Here is a 19,743-nt window from a genome sequence, read left to right on the forward strand (position 1 = left end):
CGTCCGACCGGCGGGTAGATCGGTACGGGAAGATCGACAGCGGGACGCGGGCGTCCCGCGCTGATCCGTTTCGGGGGACCATCGTCATGCGAGCCATCGCCGTGTCCGAGTACGGCGCCACGCCGGCGCTCATGAACCTGCCGCGCCCGGAGCCGGGGCCCGGCGAGATCCTGGTCCGGGTGATCGCCGCGGGGCTGAACCCGCTGGACTGGAAGATCGCCGAGGGCATGCTCAAGGACTCCGTCGACGTGCCGTTCCCGCTGATCCTCGGCCGGGACGGCGCGGGCGTCGTGGAGGAGGCCGGCGAGGGCGTCACCCGGCTGCGGCACGGCGAGCAGGTCTACGGGGCCTTCGGCATGGTGGAGCGCGGGCTCGGCAGCTACGCCGAGTACGTCCTCGTCCGCGAGGACGGCCCGGTCGCGCGGATGCCGCAAGGGATGATCTACACGCAGGCGGCGGCGGTGCCGACCGCGAGCGCGACCGCGCTCGCCATGGTCGACCAGGCGCGGATCGACACCGGCCAGACCGTCCTGGTGGTGGGCGCGACCGGCGGCGTCGGGCAGGGCGCGGTGCAACTCGCCTCCCGCGCGGGGGCCAAGGTCATCGCGACCGCCCGCGACGACATGGCGGGGACGATGCGGCGCCTCGGCGCGGACGAGACCGTCGACCACTCCGCGGGCGACCTCAACCGGCAGGTGCTCGCCGTCCACTCCGACGGGATCGACGCGATCCTCGACATGGCCGGCGACAACCGGTCGGCCGAGCACCTCGTGCAGCTGCTGCGGCCCGGCGGCACCTACATCTCCACCACCTGGTCGGTGAACCCCGACTCGATGGAGGCCAAGGGGCTGCGCGGCGTCAACCTGCAGGGGCAGCCGTCCGCCGAGCTGCTGGAACGCCTCAGCGACCTGATCGACTCGGGCGCGCTGCGCGTCCGGGTCGAGCGGGAGGTCCCGCTGGAGCAGGCGGCCGACGCCCTGGCCGACAACCGTATGGGCGGCGCGCGCGGGAAGACCGTCCTGCGGGTCTGACACCGCCGCCGGGGTGAGGACGGCGGCCGCGCGGGCATGCAGAGCCGGAGGAGGAGGCACATGAACCAGAGTGAGACCGAAGACGACCGGCGCGCCCGGCTCCGCGACATCGAGGACTCGTTGCGGAGGCTGCGCGCGGACCTTCCGTCGCCGTCCGGCGACCCCACGGACATGGTGGACTCCGGCCAGTACCTCGCCCAGCGCGAGGAGCTGCAGGGGCAGATCGACCTGCTGGAGGCCGAACGCGAGCGGCTGCGCGGCGATCTCGGGATGACCTGAGCGCCCGGGGGCGGCCGGGAACAAACCCCGTCCGCCCCCGGTTCCGCAGGCATGACCACCTACGAGGAGTTCGAGCGCGCGACGTCGTTCTTCGACGCCCGGGACTACGCGGGCGCGGCGCGCATGCTGGCCCCGATCGCCGCCGGCGAGCCGGGCAACCGCGCCGCGGTCGAGCTGCTCGGCCGCGCCTACTTCCACAGCGCCCAGCTCGGCCGCGCCGAGGAGACGTTCCGCCGGCTGGTCGAGCTGGACCCGGGCAACGGCTGGGCCTACGAGGCGCTGGCCCGCACCCTGGAGCGGCGGAGCCGTCCGGACGAGGCCCGCGCCTTCCGCAGGCTGGCCGGCGCCATGGGCATCGCGCCCACCGAGGAGATCGAGGTCTCGGTGACCGCCGCCGACCTGGCCTGACCACCGGTTCACCGGAGGTGGCCGTCCCCGAGGGGGCGGCTACCCCGGGGAGTCGTCGCGGGGGAGGCGCAGGACGAAGCGGGCGCCGGGGACGCCGTCGATGCGATCGGTGAGGATCAGCGAGCCGCGGTGCGCCTCGGCGATGTCGCGGGAGATCGCCAGACCGAGACCGGTGCCGCCGGCGTCGCGGTGCCGGCCCTCCGCCAGCCGCGCGAACCGCTCGAACACCCGCTCGCGGTCCTCGGGCACGACGCCCGTGCCGTCGTCGATCACCTCCACCACCGCGGTGGAGGGCGGCTCCGGGCGCAGGATCACCGTCACCTCGGAGGCGGCGTGCCGGTCGGCGTTGTCGATGAGGTTGGTCAGCAGCCGCGACAGCTCGCTGCGCCCGCCCCGCACCGTCACCGGCCCCTCCGCCAGCACCGTCACCTGCGCGCGGCGCGGGCGGCGCAGCACCTCCTGGTCGATGATCTCGGTCAGGTCCACCCGTTCGCGCGGGAAGGTGCTGTCGGCGTCGAGCCGTGCGAGCGCCAGCAGATCGTCCACCACCGCCGACAGCCGCTCGGTGTTGACGAGGAGGGCGCGCAGCGCGGCCGGGACGTCGGCGTCCTCCGGCGCCGACAGCGCCAGCTCCAGCTCCATGCGCAGCGCGGTGAGCGGGCTGCGCAGCTCGTGCGACACGTCGGAGACGAACGCGCGCTGCCGCGCGACCGCCTCCTCCAGGCGGTCCAGGGTGGCGTTCACGCTCTCGGCGAGCCGCCCCACCTCGTCGCGCCGGTACGGCTCCGGGACGCGGCGCTCCAGGTCCGTGGCGGTGATCTCGTCCAGGTCCCGGCGGATCCGGTCGACCGGACGCAGCGCACGGCTCACCGACAGCCACGTTCCGTAGCCGGCGAGAAAGGTGAGGAACGGGACGCCGAGCAGGACCAGCGAGCCGAGCGCCGGACGCGGCAGCAGCCCTTGGGCCGGGGCCAGCGAGATGATGTACAGCGCGTCCGGCCCCACCCCCACCCGGCGCTCGAAGATCACGAAGCAGTGGGCCCCCGGTGCGTCGATGCCGCAGACCCGGCCGATCCGGCGCTCATCGAAGGGGTCGGGCGGCGGGAACCGGACCCTGGCGCGGCCCTGCATCCGCGGCGTGGCCGCGACCACCTCGCCCCGCTGGTTCACCACCTGCTGGAGGCTGTCGGTGGTGGGGGAGATGTCCAGGGTCAACTGCCCGGTCTCGATCGCTGTCGCCGTCCGCCGGTTGTCGCGTGCCATCACCCGTAGGAGGTCGACGTAGGCGGTCTGCCTGATCTGGATGAGCAGCACCACGCTCAGCGCCGACGACAGCACGAAGGCGATCAGCGAGGCCGCCACCGTCACCCGGAACCGGATCTCCGGGTGACGCAGCACGGCTCGCCAGATCCAGCCGCTCGGGCTCGTCGGCCGGCGGAGCCGGACGCGTATGACGACCTCCCCGGTGTGCTGCGCGGCATGCCAGTACCGGGATTACATACCTGACCAGGGCGGACTCCACCCGGGCCGGTGGGTAAAAGTTTCTAGGCCGACCCTTCGTCCAGGCCCCAGCGGCGTCGGATGGCTCCGTCGACCAGGCCGAAGAGCCGGTCGATCACGATGCCCAGGATCAAGATCATCAGCATGTAGGAGATCATGTCGGCGGTGTTGTTCAGCTCCCTGGCCTGCGACAGCAGCACGCCGAGCGAGGTCGTGTCGCCGATGATGACCAGCAGTTCGCCCGCCATCAGGCTGCGCCACGCGAACGCCCAGCCCTGCTTCAGCCCCGCGACGAACGACGGGAGCGACGCCGGCATGATCAGGTGCCGGTACAGCGCGAGGCCGCGCAGCCCCATCACCTTCCCGGCGCGCAGCAGGATCGGCGGCGTGTAGTCGACGCCCGCGATCAGCCCGTTGGCGATCGACGGGGCCGCGCCGAGGATCACCACGAACAGGATCGCGCTCTCGCTGAGCCGGAACAGCAGGATGGCGAGCGGGAACCAGGCGATCGACGGCATGGTCTGCAGCCCGGTGATCAGCGATCCGAACGCCCGGCGCAGCACCCGGAACCGCGCCACGAGCGCGCCGACCACCACGCCGACGGCCACCGCGAAGGCGAATCCGACGACGGCCCGCCGCATCGTCAGCGCGACGGCGTCCCAGAACCGCGCCGAGGTGAGCTGGTCCCAGAACACCGGGAGCGTGTCGCCGGGGCCGGGGAGCACCCACGGCTCCTTCCAGCCGCTCCACACGACCAGCTGCCACGCCGCGAGCGCGATGAGGACGGCCGCCAGCATCGGCCACACCGCCGACCACGCCCGCCGCAGGAGCCGGACGCGCGTCGTGCCGCCGAGCTCCAGCGCGTCCAGCCCGGCGATCTCGCGTTCGAGCCGCGCCTCCCCCTTCACCGTGTCATGCGCCATGCCGGACGACCTCCTCGCGCAGCCGGTCGGTGATGGTCCCGGCCAGGGAGGCGACCTCGGGCGAGTCGATCCGCCGCGGCCGCTCCATCGGGACGGGGAACTCCTGCACGACCCGGCCCGGCCGGCTGCTGAGCAGCACCACCCGGTCGCCGAGCCGCACCGCCTCCCTGACGTTGTGGGTGACGAACAGCACCGTCAGGGCGCGCTCCCGCCAGATCCGCTCGATCTCGTCGTGCAGCAGGTCGCGGGTCATCGCGTCGAGCGCGCCGAACGGCTCGTCCATCAGCAGGACGGTCCCCTGCCCGTCGCCCGCGTCGTCCTCGGTGAGGGCCAGGGCGCGGGCGAGCGCGACCCGCTGCCGCATGCCGCCCGACAGCTGGTGCGGGCGCCGGCCCGCGAACCCGCCGAGGTGCACCGAGTCGAGCAGCCGGGCCGCCCGGCTCCGCCGCTCGCCCCGGGGGATGCCGCGCGCCTTCAGGGCGAGTTCGAGGTTGCCGGTCACGGTCAGCCACGGGAACAGCGCGGGCTCCTGGAACATCAGCGCGACCCGCGCGCCGTCCTTGGTGATCGTCCCGGCGCTCGGGCGTTCGAGGTCGGCGACCAGGTTGAGCAGCGTGCTCTTGCCGCAGCCGGACGCGCCGACCAGGCACGTGAACTCGCCCGGCGCCACGTCCAGGGAGACCCTGTCGAGCGCGAGGAGCGCCGATCCGCCCGTCCCGAACGCCTTGGAGACCTCGCTGAGCCGGACCGCCGTGTCCGCGGTCATCGGTCGCTGACCTGTGCCTTCCCGCCCGCCTTGAGCACGTCGTTGAGCGGGGCCAGGTTGTAGATCCCGGCCAGGTCGGTCTTGTCCAGCAGGCCGATCTCCTCGGCGTGCGCCGCGCCGGCGACCAGCGAGGACGCGACCGGGTCGGTGGTGAAGTCGATCTCCTTGAAGGCCGCGGCGAGCACGTCCTGCTTGAGCGGCTTGCCGCTGAGCTTGGCGAGGGCGTCGTTGGTGACCTTCTCGGCGTCCGCCTTGTTCCGAGTGATGTAGTCGGTCGCCTCCACGACGCCCTGGAGCAGCTTCTTGACCTGCTCGGGGTGCTTCTTCTCGTACTCCTGGCTGACGAGCAGGTTGGTGATGACGAACTTGCCGCCGGGCCACAGCGACTTCTCGTCCAGCAGCCGCTCGCCCTTGTTCTCCAGGATCAGCCGCGAGGCGTACGGCTCGGGCACCCAGGCGCCGTCGATGTCGCCCTGCGCGAACGTCTGCAGCGTCTGGGCGTTCTCCTGCGGGACGACCTTGACGTCCCCGCTGCCGTCCTTGTTCGCGGCGAGGCCCTTCTTCTTCAGCCAGTACCGCAGCGCCACGTCCTGCGTGTTGCCGAGCTGCGGGGTCGCGATCTTCTTGCCGCGCAGGTCCTGGACGCCCTTGATCCCGGGCTTGACGACCAGCGAGACGCCGCCCGAGGCAGCGCCGGAGATGATGTGGACCGCCTTGCCGTGCGACTTGGACCAGGCGTTGATGGACGGGTTGGGCCCGACGAACGTCGCGTCGATCGCCCCGGAGAACAGCGCCTCGACGGCGGCCGGGCCGGCGTTGAACGTCGCGGTCTTCGGCGCGGTGCCGAGGTGCTTGGCGAAGATGCCCTTCTCGACGCCGACGAGGGCGGTCGCGTGGGTGATGTTCGGGAAGTAGCCGAGCCGCAGCGGGGCCGCGTCCCCGCCGGAGCCCCCATCGTCGCCGCCGCAGGCGCCGAGCGTGCCCGCTGCGACCGATGCGGTCAGTGCCACGGCGGCGATGCGCCCGCGGAGTCCACGATGCATTGTCATCTTTCCCTATCAATCAAGTCTGTTTGACCTGCATAGTAGATAAGGCGGGTGTTCTCCGCGTCAAGTCGCGTTCCTGGCACGATGCGGTCGCCGCGGTGGGGTGGTTTCGCCGCCGCCGTCCTCTATGTACTCCGCGCGCCGGGCAACGGCGAGGCGGTTGGGCGTCGGCGGGGCCGCGCGGATAGGCTCGGTGACCGCACCGACCATCCGCACCATCAGGGGGTTCCCCGTGTCGTCGATCGAGGCTGTAATCGCCCGGGAGATCCTTGACTCCCGCGGCAACCCGACCGTCGAGGTCGAGGTGCTGCTCGCCGATGGGACCGAGGCGCACGCGGCGGTCCCGAGCGGCGCCTCCACCGGCCAGTTCGAGGCGGTCGAGCTGCGCGACGGGGGCGAGCGCTACGGCGGCAAGGGCGTCCGCAAGGCCGTCAAGGCCGTCAACGAGACCATCGACGAGAAGCTCGTCGGCTACCCCGCCTCCGACCAGCGCCTGATCGACCAGCTGCTGATCGACCTCGACGGCACCCCCGCCAAGTCCGCGCTCGGCGCCAACGCCATCCTCGGCGTCAGCCTCGCCGTCGCCAAGGCCGCCGCCGACTCCGCCGGCCTGCCGCTGTTCCGGTACGTGGGCGGCCCGAACGCGCACCTGCTGCCCGTCCCGATGATGAACATCCTGAACGGCGGCGCGCACGCCGACACCAACGTCGACGTCCAGGAGTTCATGATCGCGCCGATCGGCGCGGCCACCTTCGCCGAGGCGGTCCGCTGGGGCGCCGAGACCTACCACGCGCTGAAGTCGGTGCTGAAGTCCAAGGGCCTGAACACCGGCCTCGGCGACGAGGGCGGCTTCGCCCCCGACCTGCCGAGCAACCGGGACGCCCTCGACCTCATCCTGGAGGCGATCCGCAAGGCCGGCTTCACCCCCGGCCGCGACATCGCCCTCGCGCTCGACGTCGCCGCCACCGAGTTCCACGCCGACGGCCAGTACGCGTTCGAGGGCACCAAGCGGTCCGCCGACGACATGGCCGCCTACTACGCCGAGCTGCTCGGCGACTACCCGCTCGTCTCCATCGAGGACCCCCTCGACGAGGAGGACTGGACCGGCTGGGAGGGCCTCACCGCCGCCGTCGGCGACCGCGTCCAGCTCGTCGGCGACGACCTGTTCGTCACCAACCCCGAGCGGCTCGGCCGCGGCATCAAGTCCGGCGCCGCCAACGCCCTGCTGGTCAAGGTCAACCAGATCGGCACCCTCAGCGAGACCCTCGACGCCGTCTCGCTCGCGCAGACCAGCGGCTACCGCTGCATGATGAGCCACCGGTCCGGCGAGACCGAGGACACCACGATCGCCGACCTCGCCGTCGCGACCAACTGCGGCCAGATCAAGACCGGCGCCCCCGCCCGCAGCGACCGGGTCGCCAAGTACAACCAGCTGCTGCGCATCGAGGAGCTGCTGGACGACGCCGCGCGCTACGCCGGCGCCGCCGCGTTCCCGCGCTTCGACGCGCAGGGCTGAGCCGCGTGACCCGGCGGGGCGGCGTCCCGTCCCGCCGGGCGACCGGGTTCCGGCAGCCGAGCCACAGGCAGGGGACACGATGGCGCAGGGCGACGACCACGAGACCGACCGCGGCGAGCACGGGGCGCGGGGCGGCCGGAGCCGCCGCTCGAACCCGGCGCTGACGAGCCGCGCCGCCATCCTCGCGGTCGTGATGTGCGCGATCGCGCTGAGCCTCGCCTACCCTGTCCGGGAGTACATCGCCCAGCGCAAGGAGATCGCCGACCTGCGCCGGCAGGAGGCGGTGTCCCGCCGCCACGTCGAGATCCTCGCCCAACGCAAGCAACAGCTGGGCGACAAGTCGTACATTGAGCGTGAGGCGACGCGGCGGCTCCATTACTGTCGCCCTGACGTGAAGTGTTACATCGTCCTGGACGGCGGTGAAGGGGACGGGCAGCAGTCCCGCAGGGGCGGAACGGAGAGCAGGCCGCCCTGGTACGAGACGCTGTGGCGGTCGGTGGAGGCCGCCGACAGGCCCCGCTGACGTTCCTTGAGGCGCCGAGGAGAACGGATCCCCGGATCCGCGGGTGGATACATGATCGATGCACGTGACACGGCCGCGGTCGCGGCCCAGCTCGGGCGCGAGCCGCGCGGCGTCCGCCGCGTGGCGGGGCGCTGCCCCTGCGGGCTGCCCGCCGTGATCGAGACGGCGCCGCGGCTCCCGGACGGGACGCCCTTCCCCACGCTGTTCTACCTGACGTGCCCGAAGGCGGCCTCGGCCATCGGAACCCTGGAGGGGAGCGGCGTCATGCGCGACATGCAGGCCAGGCTCGCCGACGACCCGTCCCTGGCGGCGAAGTACGCCGCCGCCCACGACGACTACCTGCGCCGCCGCGACGAGGCCGCCCGCGAGGACGGCGTCGAACCGCTTCCCGAGGGCATGCAGAGCGCCGGCGGGATGCCGGAGCGCGTCAAGTGCCTGCACGCCCTCGTCGCGCACGAGATGGCCGTGCCGGGCGTCAACCCGTTCGGCCGCGAGGCCCTGGACGCGCTGCCCGACTGGTGGCGCTCGGGGCCCTGCGTGCAGATCGAATCCGTGGAACCTGTCGAATCGGAACCTGAACCCGGGGAGGCGCGGTGACGCGCGTCGCGGCCATCGACTGCGGGACCAACTCGGTCCGCCTGCTGATCGCCGACATCACGGCCGGAGGCGGCGACGGCGAGGGCGGCGGCACCCTGACCGACGTCGAACGGCGGATGGAGATCGTCCGGCTCGGGGAGGGCGTCGACCAGACCGGGCGGCTCTCGCCCGCCGCGCTGGAGCGCACCTTCACCGCGATGCGCGGGTACGCCGAGCTGATCGAGCGGCACGGCGACGGGCACGGGCCGGTCAAGACCCGCGTGGTCGCGACCAGCGCGACCCGCGACGCCGCCAACCGGGCCGACTTCGTCAGCGGCGTCGTCGACATCTTCGGCGTCGTCCCCGAGGTGATCAGCGGGGACGAGGAGGCCGGGCTGTCGTTCACCGGCGCCACCCGCGAGCTGGCGAAACTCCGCCCCGCCCGCCCCTACCTGGTCGTCGACATCGGCGGCGGGTCCACCGAGATCGTGCTCGGCAGCTCGTCGGCGGACGCGGCCCGCTCCATCGACATCGGCTGCGTGCGGATGACCGAGCGGCACCTGAGGGACGACCCGCCCTCGCCCGAGCAGATCTCCAACGCCGCCGCCGACATCGACACCGCGCTCGCCACCGTCCGGGAGGCCGTCCCGGTGGACGAGGCCCGCACCCTCGTGGGGCTCGCCGGGTCCGTCACCACGGTCGCCGGCATCGCGCTCGACCTGCCGCGCTACGAGCCCGACCGCATCCACCTGGCGCGGATCACCGCCGGCCAGGTGCACGAGGTGACGCGGCGGCTGCTGCACGCCACCCGCGCCGAGCGCGCCGAGTTCGGCGTCATGCACCCCGGCCGCGTCGACGTGATCGGCGCGGGCGCGCTCATCCTCGACCGGATCATGCGCGAGTACGGGTTCGGGGCCGTCGTCGTCAGCGAGCACGACATCCTCGACGGCATCGCCTGGTCTCTGTGCTAATTCAGTCTCGGCCCACTTCGCTCGCCTGGCGGCTCGCTACGTGACCTGGCCTGGGCGAACGCGGCATCGCATCGCGATCTGCCCGGTTTCGCTCGCCTCCGGCTTCGCTCCACCGGGCAGGTCACGCGTTCGCGTGCGTGGCCGAGGCCACTTCCGCCCTAGTGCTTGAGTCGCGCCAGTAGTGCGGGGATCAGCACGGCGTTCGGGTTCTGCTGCGGGACGTAGAGGATCGGCGCGGTGCTGCCGGCCTGCTGGATCCAGACCCGGCCCCGGTCGACGGTCGCCGCGGAGATCGACGACCAGCTCAGCGACACCCGGTTGCCGCGCACACCGCCCGGATGGACGGTGAGTCCCTGCGCCACGTCGACCGACTCGCCCGCGCGGACGCGGCCGGCCAGCTCCTCGACGAGCCGCGGCTCCGCGTACTCCTGGCAGAGCTGGATCAGCCCGCCCCAGACGCGCTCCGGCTCGCCGTCCGGCCCCGGCGGGCGGCCCGGCAGCGCGCCCGCCTCGATCACCACCTCCACCCGGGGACCGCCGTGGAACGGGTACCGCCCCGCCTGGAAGATCCACTGGGCCCCGGCGGCGTGGCCGTGGCCGGCCGGCCGCTCCGCCGCCCAGTACGCCACCCACTCCACGCGCGGCCAGGTGAGCGAGGCGTTCCCGTAGGCGACGCCCTGGTCGTCGGCGTGCAGGTGCAGGCCGCGCACGTTCACGTCGAGAGAGGGGACGGACGGAGCGCGGTCCCAGGTCGGCACGTGCGGAGCCGCGTGGTGCGTCCCGCCGGGCCCGGTGTCCTGCCGCTGCTCCCGGCGCGGGAGCCGGGGCGGACGGTCGGGCTCGGGGTTCAGCCGCTCGGTCCAGTTCGCCCCGTCCCACCAGCGCAGGCTGCCCGTGCCGTAGGGGTCGGGGTACCAGCCCGGTTGCGACACTCCTGCCTCCCGCTTCGCCCAACGCGCGTGCCGAGACACCCGCCTCCCCGACCGGCGAACGCATCGTACCGACCGGACCCGCCTCCCACCGGCCATGGGCGGAACCCGGCCACCGGCCGTGGCGTGGGACGATCGGTGGTATGCCGCCCGCCAACCCTCCGTTCGTGCCGCCCGGGTCAGGGTGGCCTGAAGATCCCGCCGGCCCCGCGACCCCCGTCGCCCGCGACGCCGGCGACGTCGCCGAGCTGGCCGCCGGGGCGCCGGATCTGCACGAGCTGTGCGCCCGCCAGTCGGTGTGCCGCGCCTGTGACCGGCTCGTGGAGTGGCGGGAGAAGGTCGCCGTCCAGCGTCGCCGGGCGTTCGCCGACGAGCGGTACTGGGGCCGCCCCGTCGCCGGATGGGGCGACGATCGGCCGCGCATCCTGATCGTCGGGCTGGCCCCGGCCGCGCACGGCGGCAACCGCACCGGCCGGATCTTCACCGGCGACCGCTCGGGCGACTGGCTGTTCGCGTCCCTGCACCGGGTCGGGCTGGCGGCCCGGCCGACCAGCGTTCACGCGGGCGACGGGCAGCGGCTGATCGGCGCGCGGATGGCGGCTACCGTCCGCTGCGCCCCGCCCGACAACAAGCCGACGCCCCTGGAGCGGACGACCTGCCTGCCGTGGCTCGCGCGCGAGGTCGAGCAGGTCGCCCCGAGCGTCCGGTGCGTGGTGTGCCTCGGCGGGTTCGCCTGGCAGGGGGTGTGGCCCGCGCTGAAGCAGGCCGGGTACGCGGTGCCGCGCCCCCGGCCCAAGTTCGGCCACGGCGCCGAGGTCGAGCTGGCGCCACCGCCGTCGGCGGCCCGGCGCGACCCCGTCCTGCTGCTGGGCTGCTACCACCCGAGCCAGCAGAACACCTTCACCGGCCGGGTCACCGAGGACATGCTGGACGCGGTCTTCGTCCGCGCCCGCGACCACCACTAGGCCGGAGGAGCCGTCGCGAGAGGCGTCAGCCGGATCTCGCCGTGCTGGCAGACCGGCCCGTACTTCCACTTCGCGCTCACGGCCTCGGTCTGGTTCGGCGGGATCACCTTCAGGGTGTCCGCCACGGGCTCGCAGGTCGTCCCCGTCTCGTCGTCGGCGGGGACGACCGCCCAGTGCAGCCGCGCGTAGGCGCGGCCGCCGTTGGGGATCACGATCGTGCGCGCCGTCCCCTCGCGGAAGACCTTGGTGGGGATCCGCCCGGCCGTGCCGGAGAGCTGGAGTCCCGCCCAGCCGCCGGTCCGGCAGTGCTTCCCGGAATTGTTGGTCAGCGTGAGCGTCACGTAGCGGTTGCCCGCGCCCGCGTCGAGACCGCTGAGTGACGCGGCGAGCATGCCCGTGGTGCAGTGTGGCTCCTGCGCGCTTCCCCCGCTTCCGATACTGACGGTCGGGTCCTCCCGCCACCGGTCGTCGGACCGGACGGGCTGGAGCTCGTTGCACCGGACTGCGCCGTCGGACCGTCCCCTTCGGACGACGTGCGCCCGGCGTTGGAGCTGCCCCCACCGCACCCCACGAGAGCGGTGACGGCCGCGACGGCGAATGTCCCCCAGATGACTCGTGGCATCGCATCCCCCAATGAGAGCTGTCCCCACCAGGAGCCTGACCGCGAGGCAGGGCCTTGGCCAAGCGGCCGTGGCGCGGCGGACCGGCCCCTGCACCGATCCGCCGCCCGCGACCGCTTGGCGCCCCCGTCGGGCCCTGACCTCGCAGTCTCCCTTTCTGGTGGTACATCGGATGAGATGTCGGACGCGGCGAGGAAGTTCGCACCTCCCCCCAAGACGTGAGCCCGCGACAGAAGCGGGTATCGCTCCGGATATGCCAATCCAGCGCACGAAACAGATCGTGATCGTCGGCGGCGGATACGTCGGCATGTACACGGCCCTGCGCCTGCAGAAGAGGCTGCGCGGCGAACTCCGCCGCGGCGAGGTCGCCGTCACCGTCATCGACCCGCAGTCCTACATGACCTACCAGCCGTTCCTGCCCGAGGCGGCCGCGGGGAACCTCGAGCCCCGCCACGTCGTCGCGCCGCTGCGCAAGGTCCTGAACCGCTGCCGCGTCGTCAACGGGTTCGTGACGCGGATCGACAACGCCTCCAGACGGGTCACCATCCGGCCCGCCGGCGCCCACACCGCCGGCGTCCCGGAACGGGACGTGGAATACGACCTGCTCGTGGTCAGCCTCGGCTCCATCTCGCGGACCCTGCCCATCCCGGGCCTCGCCGAATGCGGGATCGGCTTCAAGACCGTCGAAGAGGCGATCTTCCTGCGCAACCACGTCCTGCACCAGCTCGACATCGCCGCGTCCAACCCGGACAACGAGACCGTCCGCAGACGCGCCCTCACCTTCGTCTTCGTCGGCGCCGGATTCGCGGGCGTCGAAGCCATGGCCGAACTGGAGGACATGGCCCGCGACGCCTGCCGCTGGTACCCGACCATCGACGAGAAGGAGATGCGCTGGATGATGGTCGAGGCCACCGACCGCATCCTCCCCGAGGTCGGCCCCGAGATGGGCCGCTGGACCGCCGAGGCCCTGCGCCGCCGCGGCATCGAGATCAAGATGAAGACGCTGCTGAAATCCGCCGAGAAACGCCGCATCGTGCTGAGCGACGGCGAGGAGTTCGAAGCCGGCACCCTCGTCTGGACGGCCGGCGTGAAACCCCACCCCGTCGTCAAGGACAGCGACCTGCCCCTCGACGACAAGAGCCGCATCAGGACCACCGCCGAACTCACCGTCGAAGGACTCGACGGCGTCTACGCCGCCGGCGACAACGCCGCCGTCCCCGACCTCACCGACACCGGAGACTTCACCGCCCCCAACGCCCAGCACGCCGTCCGCCAGGCCAAGCGCCTCGCCGACAACATCGTGGCGGACCTGCGCGGCAAACCCCGCAAGCCGTACGTGCACGCCTACGTCGGCTCGGTCGCCGGCCTCGGCCTGCACAAGGGCGTCGCCAACGTCTACGGGCTCAAGCTCCGCGGCCTCCCCGCCTGGTTCATGCACCGCACCTACCACCTGTCGCGCATGCCGACCGTCAACCGCAAGTTCCGCATCACCATGGACTGGACCCTCGCCGCGTTCTTCCGTCGCGAGATCGTCTCGCTGGGAGAACTCGAATGGCCCCGCCAGGAGTTCGAGCTCGCCGCCGGCCGCAAGCACGACATCTGACAACCGTCCTTGACCGGCCGGACCGTTCCACTGGCCGAACCCGGCCGCAGGAGCTCCACTCCCAAGGCCCCTGAGGACGGCGATGACAACCACTGACTCGATATGATGACGCCGCCCCTGTAGCCCAACGGCAGAGGCAGGCTCCCTAAAAGAGCCAGTGTGTCGGTTCGAGTCCGACCAGGGGCACGTGCAGCCAACCCTGCTCGCCGATCTTCGATCGGCTTCGCCGGGGCTCGCAGTGTCTGCCCAGGGGGGCGACCCCCTGGAACCCCCGATGCTCGGGCTTCGCCCTCGTGTGGGCTCGGCTTCGCCTTCGCTCGTGTGGGCTCGGCTTCGCCTTCGCTGTCGCGGGGGCTGATGTGGGTGCGTTTCCCCGCTGGGGCTCGGCTTCGCCTTTGCCGGCGGGGGAGGTCTGTGCGCTGCGGGGGGCTCGGCTACGCCTTTGCTGCTGGGGTTAGGTGGGGCGTGGCTGGTGTGGTGGGTTTCGGGCTGATCAAGTGGGGGGAACGCGGTTTAGAGTGGGGGTCACGTCGGCCGAAGTGGAGACCTGATGGAGAGCAGAAACCCCGCGTTCCGGGGGAACGCCTTCGACCAGCGGGCCGGGGGGTACGGCGCGCAGCCCTACGGAGGGGCCGCGTACGCCGCGCCCGGATACGCGCCGGCCGCCACCCGGCCGATGACCATGGACGACGTCGTCGTCCGCGGGTTCCTCACGCTCGTGACCTTGATGATCACGGCGGCGCTCGCGTGGGCGCTCGTGCCCACCTCGCTCGCCGCGCCCGTGCTGGTCGTGGCGCTCATCGCCGAGATCGGCATCTGGGCGTTCATCGCGTTCGGCCGCAAGGCGAACGCGGCGACCGTGCTGGCGTTCGCCGCGGTCTACGGCGTCGTCGTCGGCCTCATCAGCCACTCCTACAACGACATCTACCACGGCGTGGTCTTCCAGGCGGTGGTCGGGACGGCGCTGGCCTTCGGCGCCACTCTCGCCGTCTACGCGCTGCGCATCGTGCGGGTCACGCCCAAGTTCGCCCGGTTCGTGATGGCCGCCGGGCTGGCGCTGATCGGGTTGATGATCGTCAATCTGGTGGTGCACCTGTTCGGCGGCGACCACGGGATCGGGATCCGCGACCCCGGCAGCCCGCTCGCCTACGTCTTCAGCGTCGCCGCGATCCTCGTCGGCTGCTTCTTCCTGCTGCTCGACTTCGACGCCGTGGAGACCGGGGTCCGGACCGGCGCGCCCGAGAAGTTCGCCTGGTACTGCGCGTTCGGGCTGGTCCTGAGCCTGGTGTGGATCTACCTGGAGATCCTGCGGCTGCTCAGCTACTTCTCCGGGCGCGACTAGCGCCCTCGCGATGATCAGCCCCGCGCCGGGACGGCGTGGGGCTGATCTGTGCGGGATCTCTGCGCCAAGGTCGTGGCGCGCAGCGGCACGACGGCGGGGGCATCCTCTGGCGGGATCCCGCAACGTTCGTTATGAAGTTCGACGGGCGCGCCCTCCCGGAGGAGGCGCGTGCTCAGTAGTGGCGGGCGCGGCGTGTGCGCTCGTGCTCGCGGACCAGGGCCGCGGCGTAGCCGTGGGAGAGGTTGTGCTCCTCGGCCAGCCAGGTGCTGCGTTCCTCGCAGCGCGTGAACGAGGGCCCGTTCTCGATCGTGGTGAACCACTCGGGGATGTCACGTCCGGTGACTTGCGGAATGCGGGCTATCAGCTTGCTGTGCGTTTCCGGCGAGTGGTTCAGTGACAATTGGCACCTCCAGGTCGCGGGGCTCTTCCTGCCGACTCTGCAACACCTCTCCGCATGTGACAACCCCCTAACGGGGACCTATCTATTGCGTTACGTAGATCATCCGTAACGGGGATGATCCCCGGAAACGCGCAGGTGGCCCGCGTGGAGCCGCCCGAGGGCGGTTCCGCGCGGGCCACCGTGCGCAGGTCTGGGTTCCGTTTCCCCAGGTAAGGCCGGTCTTACCTCTAGGAGAGGCGCTCCAGGACCATGGCCATGCCCTGGCCGCCGCCCACGCACATGGTCTCCAGACCGAACTGCTTGTCGTGGAACCGGAGGCCGTTGAGGAGCGTGGAGGTGATCCGCGCGCCCGTCATGCCGAAGGGGTGGCCGACCGCGATCGCGCCGCCGTTGACGTTCAGCTTGTCGTGGTCGATGCCGAGCTCCTCGGCGGACGGCAGCACCTGCGCCGCGAACGCCTCGTTGATCTCGACCAGGTCGATGTCGTCGATCGTCATTCCGGCCTTGGCGAGGGCCCTGCGGGACGCCTCCACCGGGCCGAGGCCCATGATCTCGGGGGACAGGCCGGTGACGCCGGTCGACACGACGCGGGCCAGCGGGGTGATGCCGAGCTCGGCGGCCTTGGTGTCGCTCATGACCACGACCGCGGCGGCGCCGTCGTTCAGCGGGCAGCAGTTGCCGGCGGTGACCGTCCCGTCCGGGCGGAACACCGGCTGGAGCTGCGACACCTTCTCGTAGGTGGTGCCGGGACGGGGGCCGTCGTCCTTGGCCACGACGGAGCCGTCCGGCAGCGTCACCGGGGTGATGTCCTTCTCCCAGAACCCGTTGGCGAGGGCCTTCTCGGCGAGGTTCTGCGACCGGACGCCGAACTCGTCCTGCGCCTGCCGGGACACGCCGCGCAGGGCCGCCACGTTCTCGGCGGTCTGGCCCATCGCGATGTAGATGTCGGGCAGCGCGCCGTCCTCGCGCGGGTCGTGCCACACGGCGGCGCCGCCCTCGCCGGCCTTGGCGGTGCGGCCCTGGGCGTCGGCGAACAGCGGGTTCTGCGTGTCGGGCAGGCCGTCGCTGCTGCCCTTGGAGAACCGGCTGACGGTCTCGACGCCCGCCGAGACGATGACGTCGGCCTCCCCGGCGCGGATCGCGTGCAGCGCCATCCGCGTCGTCTGGAGCGAGGACGAGCAGTACCGGGTGATGGTGGCGCCGGGCACGTTGTCCCAGCCCAGCAGGACCGACACCACGCGCGCCATGTTGTAGCCCTGCTCGCCGCCGGGCAGGCCGCAGCCGAGCAGCAGGTCGTCGATCTGGCCCGGGTCCAGCTGCGGGACCTTCGCCATCGCGGCCGTGATCATCTGGGCGGTGAGGTCGTCGGGCCGGATGTCCTTGAGCGACCCCTTGAAGGCGCGCCCGATCGGCGAGCGCGCGGTTGCGACGATGACTGCCTCGGGCATGTGCGGGTCTCCTTCTCAGCGGCCAACGGTGTTACTCACCGGTCACCAGCAATCTAGCCGCTGGGCCCCCGCGGCGTACACGCCGCCCCCTGGAGCTGATGGACGGCACGTCCAATAAGTGCGGGCTTACCGTGCTCACCTGGGCGGGGTCCCGGTGGCCTGGTGACCGCCGCCCCATGTGCCCGGGACGTCCGGCACCCGAGGGTGGGACCGGCGCCACCGGTCAGGCCACCGCGGGCGCAGGCCCGGCCGGTGCTCCGGACGGCCGGGGTCCGCCACCGGTGACCGGGCGGGCCCCGGCTCCGAGTGGCGCCAGGGCAGGCGCAGCGGGGGACGCCGCAGCGTGGCCCAGCGGCCCCGGGGGCCGCGGTCGCGCCCGGCGACCGACGCGCCGCTGACCTCCGTGCCGGCCCGCTCGGCGGCCTCGGCCGCGGCGAGGTAGACGGGGAGGACGTCCGCCGTCAGGTGCGCGGACAGGTCGTGGCCCAGGTCGAGCGCGGACGCCATCGACGGCAGCACGGCGGCCGCCGCGGCGGCGTAGCCGCGGGCGGACGGGTGGTAGCGGTCCTCGCTGAACATCGCCAGGGGGTCGGCGGCGAACTCGTGGCCGAGCAGGTCGCCGAGCGACACCGAGCGGCCGCCGCGCTCGACGACGGCGATCGTCTGGGCGGCGGCGAGCTGCCGGCTCGCCCGCCGCGCGAACCAGCGCAGCGGCGGCATCAGCGACTTGACGGAGCCGAGGTCGGGGCAGGTGCCGACGACGACCTCGCCGCCGGCGCCGCGCAGCCGCTCCACTGCGCGGGCGAGGTGGCGGACCGACTCGGCGGCCGGGACCCGCCCCGTCACGTCGTTGGCGCCGATCATGATGACGGCGACGTCGGGACGGGTCTGCAGGGCCCGGTCGACCTGCCCGCCGAGCGCCTGCGAGCGGGAACCGGAGCGGGCCACGTTCGTCAGCCGGACGGGACGTCCCGCGATCGCCGACAGCCCGGTCGCCAGCAGCGCGGCGGGCGTCTCGTCCGGGGTGTGCACGCCGAGCCCGGCGGCGGTGGAGTCGCCCAGCATGACGAGCGAGAGCGGTTCGCCGTCGCGCGTCCCGCCGTACAGCCCGTCGGCGATCGGCGGGTCGCCGTTCGGGCGTGCGAGGATGGTCCTGCGGGCGAGCCTGGCCTGCATCAGCAGCAGGCCGAACGTGATGCCGCCGAGCGCGGTGATGCCTCCTCCGCCGTAGGCGGCGGCGGCCGCGATGCGGCGGGCGGTGAATGCTCTCCACATGCTGCGCTGACCCTCCGTGAATAAGTTCCTACCCGCGCGCAAGGGTCGCGATACCTGCGGTGGCCGATCTCGGCTACCGTCGGGAACGGGAAACCTTCCGGTCCCTGCGCCGGTTCGCGCGCGTGACCGGCGGCGGAACAGGGACGCAACCTCAGGATCAACACACTGAACGACAAGGATGTCGCGGTGCACGTACACGACTCGCTCGTCGAACTGATGGGCAACACCCCGCTCGTTCGGCTGCGCAAGGTGACCGCCGGCGTGGGCGGCGGCCGGGCGCCGCAGGTGCTCGCCAAGGTGGAGTACTTCAACCCCGGCGGGTCGGTGAAGGACCGCATCGCGGTCCGCATGATCGACGCCGCCGAGAAGTCCGGCGCGCTGCGCCCGGGCGGGACGATCGTCGAGCCGACGTCCGGCAACACCGGGGTCGGGCTCGCCATCGTCGCCCAGGAGCGCGGCTACCGCTGTGTCTTCGTCTGCCCCGACAAGGTCGGCAAGGACAAGATCGACGTGCTGCGCGCCTACGGCGCCGAGGTCGTCGTCTGCCCGACGGCGGTGAACCCCGAGCACCCCGACTCCTACTACTCGGTCTCGGACCGCCTCGTGACCGAGATCCCCGACGCGTGGAAGCCGAACCAGTACACCAACCCGCAGAACCCGCAGTCGCACTACGAGACGACCGGGCCGGAGCTGTGGGAGCAGACCGAGGGCCGCATCACGCACTTCGTCACGGGCATCGGCACCGGCGGCACGATCAGCGGCGTCGGCCGTTACCTCAAGGAGGTCTCCGGCGGACGGGTCCGGATCGTCGGCGCCGACCCGGAGGGCTCGGTCTACTCCGGCGGCAGCGGCCGCCCCTACCTCACCGAGGGCGTCGGCGAGGACATCTGGCCCGAGACCTACGACCGCGACATCTGCGACGAGGTCATCGCGGTGTCCGACAAGGACTCCTTCACCATGACCCGCCGCCTCGCCCGCGAGGAGGCGCTGCTCGTCGGCGGGTCCTGCGGGATGGCCGTCGTCGCCGCGCTGCGCGTGGCCGAGCGCGCCGATCCGGACGCGGTGATCGTGGTGCTGCTGCCCGACGGCGGCCGCGGCTACCTCGGCAAGATCTTCAACGACAGCTGGATGGCGGACTACGGCTTCCTCACCCCCTCCACCGAGGAGGCGCGGGTCGGCGAGGTGCTCACCCGCAAGGGCGGCACGCTGCCCGAGTTCGTGCACGTCCACCCGCACGAGACCGTGCAGACCGCGATCGCCATCATGCGCGAGTACGAGGTGTCGCAGCTGCCGGTGATGAAGGAGGAGCCGCCGGTCATGGCGGCCGAGGTGGTCGGCTCGGTCGGGGAGACCGACCTGCTCGACATCATGGTGAAGGGCCAGGCCAAGATGACCGAGCCGGTCGAGGCGCACATGGCGGCGCCGCTGCCGACGCTCGGCTCCGGCGAGCCGGTCAGCAAGGCCGTCGGCGTCCTGGAGAAGTCCGGCGCCGCCGTCGTCCTCGTGGACGGCAAGCCCAAGGGCCTCATCACCCGTCAGGACCTGCTGGCCTTCCTGTCCGACGCCACGGGCTGACCCGCGGCGAGCGCGCGAACGGACGAGCGCCTGGAGATCGGTGATCT

At 72.4% G+C, this 19,743-nt stretch carries 20 protein-coding genes and 1 tRNA gene; 12 read left to right on the plus strand and 9 right to left on the minus strand.

Annotation, left to right across the window (positions count from 1 at the left end; all coding sequences use genetic code 11):
* Positions 1-86: 86 nt before the first annotated feature.
* The 3 genes from AB0C84_RS39370 to AB0C84_RS39380 are packed head-to-tail and all read left to right on the plus strand — an operon-like array spanning position 87 to position 1,718.
* Positions 87-1,031 (plus strand): NADP-dependent oxidoreductase, encoded by a 945-nt coding sequence (locus AB0C84_RS39370; RefSeq protein WP_361076246.1) that lies wholly within the window; start codon positions 87-89, stop codon positions 1,029-1,031.
* A gap of 60 nt (positions 1,032-1,091) precedes the next feature.
* Positions 1,092-1,310 (plus strand): hypothetical protein, encoded by a 219-nt coding sequence (locus AB0C84_RS39375; RefSeq protein WP_179843998.1) that lies wholly within the window; start codon positions 1,092-1,094, stop codon positions 1,308-1,310.
* Positions 1,311-1,361: 51 nt separating this feature from the next.
* The gene (locus AB0C84_RS39380) at positions 1,362-1,718 is read left to right on the plus strand and encodes a tetratricopeptide repeat protein (protein WP_361076249.1); all 357 of its coding nucleotides are present in this window, start codon (positions 1,362-1,364) and stop codon (positions 1,716-1,718) included.
* Positions 1,719-1,757: 39 nt separating this feature from the next.
* On the opposite strand, the gene AB0C84_RS39385 is transcribed toward AB0C84_RS39380, so the two are convergent.
* The 4 genes from AB0C84_RS39385 to AB0C84_RS39400 form a co-directional block, all read right to left on the minus strand.
* Complete coding sequence (locus AB0C84_RS39385; RefSeq protein ID WP_361076252.1) at positions 1,758-3,116, minus strand: ATP-binding protein; 1,359 nt, start codon at positions 3,114-3,116, stop codon at positions 1,758-1,760.
* Positions 3,117-3,262: 146 nt separating this feature from the next.
* Complete coding sequence (locus tag AB0C84_RS39390) at positions 3,263-4,141, minus strand: ABC transporter permease subunit (RefSeq protein WP_361076255.1); 879 nt, start codon at positions 4,139-4,141, stop codon at positions 3,263-3,265.
* Positions 4,131-4,907 (minus strand): ABC transporter ATP-binding protein, encoded by a 777-nt coding sequence (locus tag AB0C84_RS39395; protein WP_361076258.1) that lies wholly within the window; start codon positions 4,905-4,907, stop codon positions 4,131-4,133. The genes AB0C84_RS39390 and AB0C84_RS39395 overlap by 11 nt, the downstream gene beginning before the upstream one ends.
* Positions 4,904-5,950, minus strand: a complete 1,047-nt coding sequence (locus AB0C84_RS39400) for an ABC transporter substrate-binding protein (protein WP_361076261.1) — start codon at positions 5,948-5,950, stop codon at positions 4,904-4,906. The genes AB0C84_RS39395 and AB0C84_RS39400 overlap by 4 nt, the downstream gene beginning before the upstream one ends.
* Before the next feature lie 235 nt (positions 5,951-6,185).
* On the opposite strand from AB0C84_RS39400, the gene eno reads away from it, so the two are divergent.
* From eno to AB0C84_RS39420, 4 genes are all read left to right on the plus strand, one after another.
* Positions 6,186-7,469 carry a phosphopyruvate hydratase gene (gene eno, locus AB0C84_RS39405; RefSeq protein WP_361076284.1) on the plus strand — a complete coding sequence of 428 codons (1,284 nt, stop codon included), beginning with the start codon at positions 6,186-6,188 and terminating at the stop codon, positions 7,467-7,469.
* Positions 7,470-7,548: 79 nt separating this feature from the next.
* Entirely contained in the window at positions 7,549-7,992 is a 444-nt protein-coding gene (locus AB0C84_RS39410) for a septum formation initiator family protein (protein ID WP_179843993.1), read from the plus strand.
* A 51-nt stretch (positions 7,993-8,043) separates the two neighbouring features.
* Positions 8,044-8,589 (plus strand): DUF501 domain-containing protein, encoded by a 546-nt coding sequence (locus AB0C84_RS39415; protein ID WP_361076265.1) that lies wholly within the window; start codon positions 8,044-8,046, stop codon positions 8,587-8,589.
* On the plus strand, positions 8,586-9,539 hold the full coding sequence (locus AB0C84_RS39420; protein WP_179843991.1) for a Ppx/GppA phosphatase family protein: 954 nt from the start codon (positions 8,586-8,588) through the stop codon (positions 9,537-9,539). Before AB0C84_RS39415 ends, AB0C84_RS39420 begins: the two co-directional genes overlap by 4 nt.
* A gap of 158 nt (positions 9,540-9,697) precedes the next feature.
* Here AB0C84_RS39420 and AB0C84_RS39425 read toward each other — a convergent pair whose 3' ends face one another.
* Positions 9,698-10,471: a DUF2510 domain-containing protein gene (locus AB0C84_RS39425; protein WP_361076268.1), complete on the minus strand. Its 774-nt coding sequence runs from the start codon at positions 10,469-10,471 to the stop codon at positions 9,698-9,700.
* Between the two features lie 140 nt (positions 10,472-10,611).
* On the opposite strand from AB0C84_RS39425, the gene AB0C84_RS39430 reads away from it, so the two are divergent.
* On the plus strand, positions 10,612-11,433 hold the full coding sequence (locus AB0C84_RS39430) for a uracil-DNA glycosylase (RefSeq protein WP_361076271.1): 822 nt from the start codon (positions 10,612-10,614) through the stop codon (positions 11,431-11,433).
* Here AB0C84_RS39430 and AB0C84_RS39435 read toward each other — a convergent pair.
* Positions 11,430-11,825, minus strand: a complete 396-nt coding sequence (locus tag AB0C84_RS39435; RefSeq protein ID WP_361076274.1) for a DUF4232 domain-containing protein — start codon at positions 11,823-11,825, stop codon at positions 11,430-11,432. The genes AB0C84_RS39430 and AB0C84_RS39435 overlap by 4 nt on opposite strands.
* Before the next feature lie 481 nt (positions 11,826-12,306).
* Between AB0C84_RS39435 and AB0C84_RS39440 the strand changes: the two genes are divergently transcribed.
* The 3 genes from AB0C84_RS39440 (at position 12,307) to AB0C84_RS39450 (ending at position 14,998) form a co-directional block, all read left to right on the plus strand.
* Complete coding sequence (locus AB0C84_RS39440; RefSeq protein ID WP_361076276.1) at positions 12,307-13,656, plus strand: NAD(P)/FAD-dependent oxidoreductase; 1,350 nt, start codon at positions 12,307-12,309, stop codon at positions 13,654-13,656.
* Between the two features lie 113 nt (positions 13,657-13,769).
* Positions 13,770-13,842, plus strand: a tRNA-Leu gene (locus tag AB0C84_RS39445).
* Positions 13,843-14,206: 364 nt separating this feature from the next.
* Complete coding sequence (locus tag AB0C84_RS39450; protein WP_179843987.1) at positions 14,207-14,998, plus strand: Bax inhibitor-1/YccA family protein; 792 nt, start codon at positions 14,207-14,209, stop codon at positions 14,996-14,998.
* 172 nt (positions 14,999-15,170) lie between these two features.
* Here the strand turns inward: AB0C84_RS39450 and AB0C84_RS39455 are convergent, their stop codons facing one another.
* The 3 genes from AB0C84_RS39455 to AB0C84_RS39465 all read right to left on the minus strand — a co-directional run bounded on the left by AB0C84_RS39455 (position 15,171) and on the right by AB0C84_RS39465 (position 18,121).
* On the minus strand, positions 15,171-15,398 hold the full coding sequence (locus AB0C84_RS39455; protein WP_179843986.1) for a DUF4287 domain-containing protein: 228 nt from the start codon (positions 15,396-15,398) through the stop codon (positions 15,171-15,173).
* A gap of 227 nt (positions 15,399-15,625) precedes the next feature.
* Positions 15,626-16,846 (minus strand): acetyl-CoA C-acetyltransferase, encoded by a 1,221-nt coding sequence (locus tag AB0C84_RS39460; RefSeq protein ID WP_258941119.1) that lies wholly within the window; start codon positions 16,844-16,846, stop codon positions 15,626-15,628.
* A 135-nt stretch (positions 16,847-16,981) separates the two neighbouring features.
* Positions 16,982-18,121: an SGNH/GDSL hydrolase family protein gene (locus tag AB0C84_RS39465; protein ID WP_361076280.1), complete on the minus strand. Its 1,140-nt coding sequence runs from the start codon at positions 18,119-18,121 to the stop codon at positions 16,982-16,984.
* 186 nt (positions 18,122-18,307) lie between these two features.
* Between AB0C84_RS39465 and AB0C84_RS39470 the strand changes: the two genes are divergently transcribed.
* The gene (locus AB0C84_RS39470; RefSeq protein ID WP_258941121.1) at positions 18,308-19,696 is read left to right on the plus strand and encodes a cystathionine beta-synthase; all 1,389 of its coding nucleotides are present in this window, start codon (positions 18,308-18,310) and stop codon (positions 19,694-19,696) included.
* Positions 19,697-19,743: the final 47 nt, after the last annotated feature.

Origin of the sequence: Actinomadura sp. NPDC048955 (genome assembly GCF_040649435.1) — a bacterium.
Classification (GTDB): Bacteria; Actinomycetota; Actinomycetes; order Streptosporangiales; family Streptosporangiaceae; genus Spirillospora; species Spirillospora luteofluorescens.

Excerpts from the sequence above, each read along its gene's own strand:
- AB0C84_RS39460 (WP_258941119.1), bottom strand. The coding sequence starts at position 16,846 with ATGCCCGAGGCAGTCATCGTCGCAACCGCGCGCTCGCCGATCGGGCGC.
- AB0C84_RS39380 (WP_361076249.1), top strand. The coding sequence starts at position 1,362 with ATGACCACCTACGAGGAGTTCGAGCGCGCGACGTCGTTCTTCGACGCC.
- AB0C84_RS39430 (WP_361076271.1), top strand. The coding sequence starts at position 10,612 with ATGCCGCCCGCCAACCCTCCGTTCGTGCCGCCCGGGTCAGGGTGGCCT.
- AB0C84_RS39440 (WP_361076276.1), top strand. The coding sequence starts at position 12,307 with ATGCCAATCCAGCGCACGAAACAGATCGTGATCGTCGGCGGCGGATAC.
- AB0C84_RS39435 (WP_361076274.1), bottom strand. The coding sequence starts at position 11,825 with ATGCTCGCCGCGTCACTCAGCGGTCTCGACGCGGGCGCGGGCAACCGC.
- AB0C84_RS39410 (WP_179843993.1), top strand. The coding sequence starts at position 7,549 with ATGGCGCAGGGCGACGACCACGAGACCGACCGCGGCGAGCACGGGGCG.
- AB0C84_RS39465 (WP_361076280.1), bottom strand. The coding sequence starts at position 18,121 with ATGTGGAGAGCATTCACCGCCCGCCGCATCGCGGCCGCCGCCGCCTAC.
- AB0C84_RS39450 (WP_179843987.1), top strand. The coding sequence starts at position 14,207 with ATGGAGAGCAGAAACCCCGCGTTCCGGGGGAACGCCTTCGACCAGCGG.
- AB0C84_RS39415 (WP_361076265.1), top strand. The coding sequence starts at position 8,044 with ATGATCGATGCACGTGACACGGCCGCGGTCGCGGCCCAGCTCGGGCGC.
- AB0C84_RS39375 (WP_179843998.1), top strand. The coding sequence starts at position 1,092 with ATGAACCAGAGTGAGACCGAAGACGACCGGCGCGCCCGGCTCCGCGAC.
- AB0C84_RS39390 (WP_361076255.1), bottom strand. The coding sequence starts at position 4,141 with ATGGCGCATGACACGGTGAAGGGGGAGGCGCGGCTCGAACGCGAGATC.
- AB0C84_RS39395 (WP_361076258.1), bottom strand. The coding sequence starts at position 4,907 with ATGACCGCGGACACGGCGGTCCGGCTCAGCGAGGTCTCCAAGGCGTTC.
- AB0C84_RS39400 (WP_361076261.1), bottom strand. The coding sequence starts at position 5,950 with ATGCATCGTGGACTCCGCGGGCGCATCGCCGCCGTGGCACTGACCGCA.
- AB0C84_RS39370 (WP_361076246.1), top strand. The coding sequence starts at position 87 with ATGCGAGCCATCGCCGTGTCCGAGTACGGCGCCACGCCGGCGCTCATG.